Below are 8,617 nucleotides of genomic sequence, written 5' to 3' on the forward strand. Positions count from 1 at the left end.
GACGGACAACCACCGGACGTGGTCTACCGCGCCGGCACGACGATCATGCAACCCGACCAGGAGGCCCAGAGAGTAGCTTAGAAAACGCCAGATCCTGTCCAAGGATCGGGGAGCACCTCAACCTTGCCCCATCCCGGAGCGCATGAGGTCTATCATGGTTCTGACCTTGGCCGGCAGGTAGGTGCGGCTCGGGTAGAGCAGCCATGCCGCGGTGTCGAACGTCGTCGCGGTGGCCTCGAGGCCCGGGAACAGATCGGTGAGGCGGTCCCGCGCGAGCGCATCCTCGACGAGCCAGTCCGCAAGCAGTGCAGGGCCGAGGCCCGCGCAGGCAGCCTCGTGCAGGGCAAGCGCGTTCGAGATGACGAGCGGGCCGCTCACCGGGATCCGGATCGGCGGGGCATCCGGTCCGCTCCGGAAGATCCACGCGTCACGGTGACCCGGAACCGCGCTTCGCAGGCAATCCGAGCCGGAAAGTTCCTCCGGGGTGTCGGGCGCGCCATGCCGGGCGATCCAGTCCGGCGCGGCCACCACGCGATAGCGGGTGCCATGCAGTCGGGCCGAGATCATCTCTCCCTCGGGTGCCGGCGCGAGACGCACCGCGAGGTCGATCCGCTCGGCGACGAGGTCGAGGTTTCCGTCGGACAGGATCAGCTCGACCTCCAGCTTCGGCGCCAGATCGCGGAGGCGTGGAAGGAGCGGGACGATCCGCCGTGTCCCGTAGGCGACGGAGGCCGTCAGGCGCAGGAGACCGCTCGGCCGGGTCCGCTCCGCGCGGGCCTCGCGCCGCGCGTCCTCCAGTTGCTCCACGAGGGGCGCGACCCGGCGCAGGTAGGCCTCGCCCTCGGCGGTGAGCGACAGGATGCGGGACGTGCGCTGGAACAGGCGGACCCCGATCCGGTCCTCCACCGCCGCCACCGCACGGGACACCGAGGACGGGTGCAGGTCGGCCTCGCGCGCGACGGCGGAGAAACTGCCGAGTTCGGCGGTGCGCAGGGCGAGGGCAAGGTCGGCGATGTTCATGCGTGCGATATTTGCACAGGCATGATGCGGATCAACTCGTTCTTTGCACAGGTTCCATGTGCAATCGAAGGGGGCGCACCCGCGACGGTCGGCCGTGTCCGGACCGGAGCCCAATCCAGGAGACCCCCATGAAAACACCCATCCTCCCGCTCGCCCTCGCTGCCGCTCTCGCGCCGGTACCGCTCGCCGCCGAGCCTCGCGAATGGACGCTCGACCTCGGGCATGCCCATATCGGTTGGGAGGTCGATCACATGGACCTCGCCCGGACCGTGGGACGGTTCGACGTCTTCGCCGGCTCGTTTCTGATCGATGAGGACGATCCCTCGAACTCCCGCATCCGGATCGCGGTCGACGCCGCTTCGGTGAACTCCAACCACGCGGGCCGCGACAACCACATCCGCAATGCGGACTACCTGAATGTCCCCGCCTTCCCGACGGTCACGTTCACGTCCGACGAGATCTCCATGACGTCCGGGACCGAAGGGACCATGACCGGCACGTTGACGATGCTCGGCGTCGAAGCGCCCCTCGCGCTCGAATTCACCCTGGTCGCGGACCGGGTCTATCCGGACTTCATTCCCGACTACGACGAGGTCCGCGTCGCGTCCTTCGAGGCGACGGGCACGATCACGCGCACCGATTGGGGGATGGACTTCATCGCCTTCCCCGGCTCGCCGACCGGAACGGAGATCGACCTCGACATCCATGTCGACCTCGTCGATTGCGCCACCGTCCCGGCGGCCGAGCTTGCCTCGAACGTGCCCTGCAACTGGGGCCGCGTCGACGGTTTCACCGGACCGAACGAAGGCTGAGGCCGCGAAACCGATCCCCGGATCGAGAGGACGAGACCATGACCACATCCCCCGACCTGTCCGGCCGCACGGCCATCGTCACCGGCGCCTCGCGCGGCATCGGGGCCGCCACCGCCCGGCATCTCGCCACGCTCGGTGCCCATGTCGTCCTGGCGGCCCGCTCCGCCGGTGCGATCGAGGCGCTGGCCGCGGAGATCGAAACCTCGGGCGGCCGGGCCAGTGCCGTTCCGACCGACGTGGCCGATGCCCGCGCGGTCGCCGCGCTGGTGGGCCGCGCGGTCGAACACCGGGGGCGGATCGACCTTCTGGTCAACAACGCCGGCCTCATCGACCCGATCGCCCGGATCGCCGACAGTGACCCGGCGGCCTGGGGCGGGATCATCGACGTGAACGTGAAGGGCGTCTACCACGGCCTTCGCTTCGCCCTGCCGGTCATGTCGGCGCAGGAGGGCGGGGGAACGATCGTCAACCTCTCCTCGGGTGCGGCGAACGGCGCGCTGGAAGGCTGGTCGCATTACTGTGCCTCGAAGGCCGCCGTCCTGCGCCTGACCGGCGTCGCCGACGGGGAGGCGCGCGCGAACGGCGTGCGCGTCTTCGGCCTGAGCCCGGGCACGGTGGCGACCGGGATGCAGGAGCAGATCCGCGAGAGCGGTCTCAACCCGGTCAGCCGCCTTCCGTGGGAAAGCCACATCGGCGCGGATTGGGTCGCGAAGGCCATCGCGTTCCTGACGACACCGGCCGCCGATCCTTGGCTGGGCACGGACTTCTCGCTCAAGGTCGACGCGGGCCGGCGTGCCGTCGGAATGCCTGCCGCGACATAGGATGCACCGGGCCCTGCGAATGGCTCGACGATGTCATCGGCTCGCGCTTCCGGGTGCGACCGGTTCCAGGAACGTCCGTTCCTCCGAGAGGATGAACCGTTTCTGCTGAGCCATGCGGAAGTTCGCCGCGCCGTCCTCGTCGGCCTTCAGCCGGGCGCGGTAGGCTTCGTAATCGGCAAGACTGGTAAACGAAATCATCGCAAGCGCCACGTCGTTCGTCCCTTCATGCGGCAGCCAATAGCCGTGCAGGTCGCCGCCGCAGGCCGGAATGATGCGCAACCAGTTTCGCGCGTAGGCCGCGAAGGCGTCGCGCTGAAACGGGTCGATGCGGTAGCGGATACAGCAGGTGACGGTCATGGGGCCCTCCGTTGGCGAATTGCCCCTTGGTACCGCGCAATCGTTCGATAATGTTTCGGCACGGGCCGAAGCATCGACACGCCCGTTCGTGCGAGGCTCCATCCGAAACGCAGGAGGCGGTCCATGCGCCACGGCCCCGACATCGCTCCCATCGCCGCCCTCGTCGGTGATCCGGCCCGCGCGTGCATGCTGACCGCGCTGATGGACGGGCGGGCGCTGACGGCGGGCGAGCTGGCGCGCGAGGCAGGTGTGGCCGCGCAGACAGCCTCGGGTCATCTGGCGCGGATGGAGGAGGCGGGGCTGCTGGTTCGCCGCAAGCAGGGCCGTCATTGCTACGTCGCCCTCGCCGGGGAGGAGGTGGGCCGGATGCTCGAGGCGATCATGGGAGTGGCCGTCACCTCCGGTCGAACACGTGCCCGGACCGGGCCACGCGAGCCCGCACTCAGAGCAGGCCGTGTCTGCTACGATCACCTCGCCGGAACGCAGGCCGTCGAGCTCCTTGAAGCACTCGTGGCCCGCGGCGCGCTGTGGCAGGAGGACGCCGACCTCACCCTGACCGACGACGGGGCGGCGCTGTTCGAGGACTTCGGCATCGACATTCGCACCCTGCGCACGTCCCGTCGGCCTCTCTGCCGGTCCTGTCTCGACTGGTCCGAACGGCGCTTCCATCTCGGTGGCGGCCTCGGCGCGGCGGTGCTGCTCGCGATTTTCGAACGGGGCTGGGCGCGGCGCGAGGAAGGCACCCGCATCGTCCGCTTCACGGCGGACGGACTGAGGCGGTTCCGTGCAGCCTTCGTATCCGACGGGCAGGGCACGGACGGCACCACGAGGTGAGGTGCGGTCCCGCCACAGGGCGGCCTAACCGATCTTCCGGGGGGCGGCGCGATCGACCGGTCGCGGATCGCCGGCCCGGCCGGCTCCCCTGACGGAACGGATCATGTCTTCCATGTTCGTGCGGACCATCTCCTCGAGCGCATCGAACGCGCGGCGCTCGATCAGGTCGCGTCCGCGGAGGACGGCGTCGATCGCGCGGTCCTCGTTGTCCTCGGTCCACGAGCGGACGACCGTGAAGCCCAGGTCGTAGAGCTTCTGCAGCGTGAACACGGAAATGGGGGGCAGGAAGAGGAGCTGGAACTCCTTGAGACAGGTCGCCGACAATTCCGGCTCCGAGAACGTACCGTCCGCGCAGGCGCGGTCGACGACATCGACATATTGGGCGATCCGGCGATCGAGGAACGACAGGCCGGGGATGGCCGGAATGTCCTTGGAATAGATGTACTGGGCAAGGGCGATCGCATCGCACTGGTCGTCGACGGAGGGCTTGGCGACCCAGAAGCCCTTGCCCTTCCGGTAGTCGACGAGCCCACCCTCGGCCAGCCGGATCAAAGCCTCACGAACGGGAACGGTGCTCGACCCCAGCGTCTCGGCGATCGTGCCAGGATAGAGATGGGTTCCGCCGACCAGCTTGCCCTGGACGATCATGGTCCGCAGCTTGTCGTAGACATGGTGGTCGTCGTGAAAGGACATCGCGTGGCCTCGCTCGAAAACGCGAAGGGAGGGTCCAACGGCTTGTCGCCGCTCGATCCTCCCTCGTCTGTTTCATGGTATCAGATCAATGCGCTGTCTCAAGGGGCCGCGTCGACCGTCCCGGGAGATGCGTGACCCGCACCCCCTCCGCGCCGGTCGCGTGGCGGAACCGTTCGGCCGCGAGAACGAGCAGCACGACGATGAGCCCGTTGACCCAGAAGGCGGTCACGATATCGCCGAGATCGGCCAGAAGGCCGAGACCGAGGGACGCAAGCTGGCCGCCGACCGCGATGCTCACGATCATCACCATCGAGAAGGTCGCCGTCCCCTTCGGATCGACGCCCGTCGCACGACCGAGGAAGACGGGAAAGAGCGCGCCGATCCCCGCACCCATCATCGTGCTTCCGACGAGATAGGCCGACGGGGACCGCCCGAGCACCAGGATCGCGAACCCGGCGGCGATCACCGCGAAGAGCGTCCGCAGGACGAGCGCCGACTGCATCCTCTGATCGAGGATCACGGCGAGGAGACGAACGCCCAGCATCCCGGCGAGGAAGGCCGCATGTCCGAGCCGGGCGACGTTTTCGTCCTGCCCCGACGAGATTCCGAAGCTGACAAGCCAGACATGCTGTCCCTGCTCGATCCAACCCAGGGCGAAGCTCGCCACCGCCAGCAGACCGAGGCTGACCTTGCCGCCTGCCGTGTCGGTGCCGTCCTCTTCCTCTGATCCGTCCGCATCGCGGCCACGGGGTGCCGTAAAGACCATGGCGAGACCGCAGATCCCCGATCCGAGGGCGAAGAGCGCGGCGAGACCGAGAAACGGCAGCGTCCAAGAATACCCGGCCGAGAGCAGGGCGATCACCGCGATCGGGGCCGCGATGTTGCCTGTGCTGAACACGATGTCGAGTGCACTGAGCGCCGCGACCCGGCGGCGCACGAACGCGCGCCCGATCAGCGTGTGCCCCGCGGTGAAGGTCGCCCCGCCCGCAAGCCCGATGCACAGGAACGCGACGGCGAAGGACAAGTAGTCCGGTGCCTGATGGAGCACGACGGCCGCCGCGCTGGCGCAAAGCCCGAGCCCCGCCAGCAGCGGCAGCGGGGCCACCCGGTCGAGCACCGCGCGCGACCCGAACGACCCCAGGCTGAAGCCGACGGACCAGAGGAAGAAGATGGTGCCCGCCGCCGTCGACGTCAGGTCGAAGGCGACGCGGATCTCCGGGAGGAGGGGGCCGAGAACGACCCCCAGAAGACCCCAGGCGAAGAACGTGAAGCCGATGGTGAACAGCAGCAGCAGCTGGGATCTAGCCATTGAAGCGTACCACGGTCTTGAGATCCGGGTTGCCCGCATGGTGCGAGAAGGTGCGGGTGATCGTGGATATGTCCTCGAAATCCGCCGCCCGGGTCACGATCCAGTCGGGCGAGACGATCCCCGTTTCGAGGAGGCCGAGCGCCGTCCGGAGCACCTGTGCCGTCAGCTGCATCGGGTAGATGTCCACGTCGAAGGCGGCCGAGCGGACGTTCACGCCCTTGGCCAGCATCAGCCATGTGTCGAACTTCTGCATGACCATCGAGGCCCCGTAGAGGATGTATGTGCCCTCCGGCCGGATCGCGCGGAGCGCGGCACGGCGCGGGTCTTCCGCCTCCGCCACGTCGGAAATCGGCGGCAGCGCATCGAAGACGTAGTCGTAGAGCGTCGTGTCCGCGCAGGCATCGGTCAGCTCGGCCACTGACCCGTAGCAACGGCCCGCGTAGTTTTCGTAGGCCAGTTTCCGGCGTTCCGCGCTGCGTTCGACAACGTCCACGCGCAGTGTCGCGAACATCCGTTGCAGGATTGCGCCCGCGATCGCTCCGCAGGGGCCTCCGCCGAGGATGAGCACGCTGTCGCCGACGTTCGGCGGATGCCGCAGGATCGCCCGCAAGACCGCCGTGATCGGCTCGAGCAGCGGGGCCGCCTCGTCCGGAACGTGATCGGGAATGACGATCGCCGCAGCATAGCCGTCATCGGTGAAGTGCCGGTCGGTCCGGAACGGAGCCGACTTGTCCTCGCCCGGAAAGACCGGACGAAGGAGCCTGTACTCCGCGAGGCCATCGAAATCGGTCTGGCCGAAATAGGAGATGCGCTGCCCGAGGAGAGATGGGCATTGTTCGGGTCCGATCGCGACGACCGTGCCGACGTATTCGTGACCGGGAACGATCGGATATCGCGTCGGGAGGAGGTTGCCGTGATAGTAGGAGACATCGGTCGAACAGATCGTCACGGCCCGGGTGCGAAGCAGGATCTCGTCTGCCGCGGGCATGGGAACGGGCCGTGTCGTGCGTTCCAGCCGGCCCGGTGCCGTCATCTGGATCGCATGCATCGTCTGCGCAATGGTGGCGTTGTGGATGGTGTCTTTCATGGGTCGTCGCTTTCGTCGTCGGGAAGAACCTCCCAAGGACGAGACTAGGCGCGCGCGCAGACGCTTATCCGCTTATTATCTCTTTATAAACGGCGCGGCCCGACAGAGGCGGTCTCCGCCCCGCGCTCGGGCCCGTCGACCTCGTCCCGCGCTTGCCGGACGAGCTGCGTGACGGTCTCGGCCAACGCCGTGATCTCCTGAGAGATCTGGCGCAGGGTCTGCGCGGAACCGCCGTCGATCCGGGCGGCCTCGATCGAGGTGTTGACGGAGATGGTGCGGATCATGCGCATCACCTGCACCATGCGAAGGAAGATCAGCTGCAGCCTGTCGTTCCGGTCCTGGAGCCGGTCCAGCACCGCATTCTGGTCGGTGGCGGCACGCTCCAGGACGGCACCGGTCAGAGCGACGATCGCAGGGACGGTTTCCGCCGTCGTCCGCCGAAAGAAGTCGAAACAGGGCTGCGCTTGCGGAACGGAGGAGTGCCGCAGGTCGGCCAAACGCCCCGCGAATCCATCCGCCTCCGCGATCTCCGCTCGGCAAATGTGCCGGAAACGCTCGCGAACGGTCGGGGTCAGGGCACGTCGCAGATCCGTCGAATACTGCGAAGCGAAGCGATCGAGATCGGCGCGGGCCGTCGTATGGGCCGCCGGGAAGGTGTGCATGACGATCAGGCTCGTCGACGCCATGATCGCGCTGTCGCGACAGCGTCCGAGGGCGACGACGACATGCTCTTCCTCGGTCGGAAAGGTCAGACCGAGGACATTTCGGCGCGGTCGGGCTCGCTCCGCAACCGGCGATCGATTGTCCATGCCTGCGTACGTAGAAGAAGAAAGATAACGCATGGTGAACGGCCGGTGTTCGGCGCCGACGTCCCGCGAGATGGAGTGCAGACAGAAGCTGCGGTCGCGGCCTGTCGAACCGGAGGAGGTCCCGGTACCCGGCAGACGTGTCGACGACTCCGGCGTTGACGGGCGGGCGGAACGGTGATCCCCTGCCATTATCCGTGTTGATTAAGCGATGAATCAGCATCTGCGTCGCTCAATAGAGCGGTACGGTGCACTTTTTTCCGTAACGCATCCGCTGCGCTTTCGTCGACGGCGTTCCGCCCCGACAGGCAGCAAAAGTAATCGAACGATCCAACGTCGACTGACCGAGTTCTAAGGTACCGGCCGAGAAGTGCTGAAAGCCATGGGCTGAGCTTCTCGCCAAGCTATAGATCTGACTCGATTTTCGGTCATGCGAAATTTTGAAGCAATCGGAGATAATTGAAAAATAATTACACTCCATTGCCCGGCAAATAGGGCCGGAATGTTGTTCATTCGTTTACGCCGCAAAGATATACTGGAGATAATTCGATGACGGTGGAATTAACTGTAACCGGTGCTGTCGATACCCGTGAAGACGTCAGTCACGATATGTTCGGCATAAACGTTCTGATAGACCATCAGACCGACGCGGGACATGTCACGGCTTGGACCGATCAGACGCTCACCGCCCTCGAAACGGAAAACGTTCGCTTTCCGGGGGGACAGCTTCATTCCCTCTACGGCGACGGGCTTCTCGACAACAACGACATTCCGGCCGCCCTCGCGGCATTTCTGGACGACGCGAAAGCGCAGGGCCTGACGGTCACGCTCGTCGTGCCGGTCAAGCCGACCGACACGTCCTACGATGCCTGGGACGC

10 protein-coding genes are annotated in these 8,617 nt (G+C 66.6%); 4 read left to right on the plus strand and 6 right to left on the minus strand.

All coding sequences use genetic code 11. The features are described from left to right. Positions 1-117: 117 nt before the first annotated feature. Complete coding sequence (locus HSX43_RS19320) at positions 118-1,020, minus strand: LysR family transcriptional regulator (RefSeq protein WP_179381783.1); 903 nt, start codon at positions 1,018-1,020, stop codon at positions 118-120. Between the two features lie 128 nt (positions 1,021-1,148). Between HSX43_RS19320 and HSX43_RS19325 the strand changes: the two genes are divergently transcribed. Together HSX43_RS19325 and HSX43_RS19330 are read left to right on the plus strand one after the other, a co-directional pair. Continuing rightward, complete coding sequence (locus tag HSX43_RS19325; protein ID WP_179381784.1) at positions 1,149-1,832, plus strand: YceI family protein; 684 nt, start codon at positions 1,149-1,151, stop codon at positions 1,830-1,832. 38 nt (positions 1,833-1,870) lie between these two features. Then, a complete protein-coding gene (locus tag HSX43_RS19330) occupies positions 1,871-2,653 on the plus strand; it encodes an SDR family oxidoreductase (protein ID WP_179381785.1) in 783 nt (260 codons plus the stop codon). Positions 2,654-2,686: 33 nt separating this feature from the next. On the opposite strand, the gene HSX43_RS19335 is transcribed toward HSX43_RS19330, so the two are convergent. Beyond that, a complete protein-coding gene (locus tag HSX43_RS19335) occupies positions 2,687-3,010 on the minus strand; it encodes an NIPSNAP family protein (protein ID WP_179381786.1) in 324 nt (107 codons plus the stop codon). A gap of 123 nt (positions 3,011-3,133) precedes the next feature. Here HSX43_RS19335 and HSX43_RS19340 point away from each other — a divergent pair, with 123 nt between their 5' ends. Further along, positions 3,134-3,844, plus strand: coding sequence for an ArsR/SmtB family transcription factor (locus HSX43_RS19340; RefSeq protein WP_179381787.1), 711 nt, complete (start codon positions 3,134-3,136; stop codon positions 3,842-3,844). Positions 3,845-3,868: 24 nt separating this feature from the next. Here the strand turns inward: HSX43_RS19340 and HSX43_RS19345 are convergent, their stop codons facing one another. The 4 genes from HSX43_RS19345 to HSX43_RS19360 form a co-directional block, all read right to left on the minus strand. Beyond that, positions 3,869-4,537, minus strand: coding sequence for a GntR family transcriptional regulator (locus HSX43_RS19345; protein WP_179381788.1), 669 nt, complete (start codon positions 4,535-4,537; stop codon positions 3,869-3,871). Between the two features lie 85 nt (positions 4,538-4,622). Beyond that, positions 4,623-5,846, minus strand: coding sequence for an MFS transporter (locus tag HSX43_RS19350; protein ID WP_179381789.1), 1,224 nt, complete (start codon positions 5,844-5,846; stop codon positions 4,623-4,625). Beyond that, a complete protein-coding gene (locus tag HSX43_RS19355; RefSeq protein WP_179381790.1) occupies positions 5,839-6,933 on the minus strand; it encodes a zinc-dependent alcohol dehydrogenase in 1,095 nt (364 codons plus the stop codon). The genes HSX43_RS19350 and HSX43_RS19355 overlap by 8 nt, the downstream gene beginning before the upstream one ends. A gap of 83 nt (positions 6,934-7,016) precedes the next feature. Then, positions 7,017-7,931, minus strand: coding sequence for a hypothetical protein (locus HSX43_RS19360; RefSeq protein WP_179381791.1), 915 nt, complete (start codon positions 7,929-7,931; stop codon positions 7,017-7,019). Positions 7,932-8,348: 417 nt separating this feature from the next. Here HSX43_RS19360 and HSX43_RS19365 point away from each other — a divergent pair. Then, positions 8,349-8,617: hypothetical protein (locus tag HSX43_RS19365; RefSeq protein ID WP_179381792.1), on the plus strand; the 269-nt coding region annotated here is incomplete at its 3' end.

The organism is Jannaschia marina (assembly GCF_013404595.1).
GTDB classification, from domain to species: Bacteria; Pseudomonadota; Alphaproteobacteria; order Rhodobacterales; family Rhodobacteraceae; genus Jannaschia; species Jannaschia marina.

Coding starts and splice junctions, on each gene's coding strand:
- HSX43_RS19320 (WP_179381783.1), bottom strand. CDS start 1,020: ATGAACATCGCCGACCTTGCCCTCGCCCTGCGCACCGCCGAACTCGGC.
- HSX43_RS19325 (WP_179381784.1), top strand. CDS start 1,149: ATGAAAACACCCATCCTCCCGCTCGCCCTCGCTGCCGCTCTCGCGCCG.
- HSX43_RS19330 (WP_179381785.1), top strand. CDS start 1,871: ATGACCACATCCCCCGACCTGTCCGGCCGCACGGCCATCGTCACCGGC.
- HSX43_RS19335 (WP_179381786.1), bottom strand. CDS start 3,010: ATGACCGTCACCTGCTGTATCCGCTACCGCATCGACCCGTTTCAGCGC.
- HSX43_RS19340 (WP_179381787.1), top strand. CDS start 3,134: ATGCGCCACGGCCCCGACATCGCTCCCATCGCCGCCCTCGTCGGTGAT.
- HSX43_RS19345 (WP_179381788.1), bottom strand. CDS start 4,537: ATGTCCTTTCACGACGACCACCATGTCTACGACAAGCTGCGGACCATG.
- HSX43_RS19350 (WP_179381789.1), bottom strand. CDS start 5,846: ATGGCTAGATCCCAGCTGCTGCTGCTGTTCACCATCGGCTTCACGTTC.
- HSX43_RS19355 (WP_179381790.1), bottom strand. CDS start 6,933: ATGAAAGACACCATCCACAACGCCACCATTGCGCAGACGATGCATGCG.
- HSX43_RS19360 (WP_179381791.1), bottom strand. CDS start 7,931: ATGGCAGGGGATCACCGTTCCGCCCGCCCGTCAACGCCGGAGTCGTCG.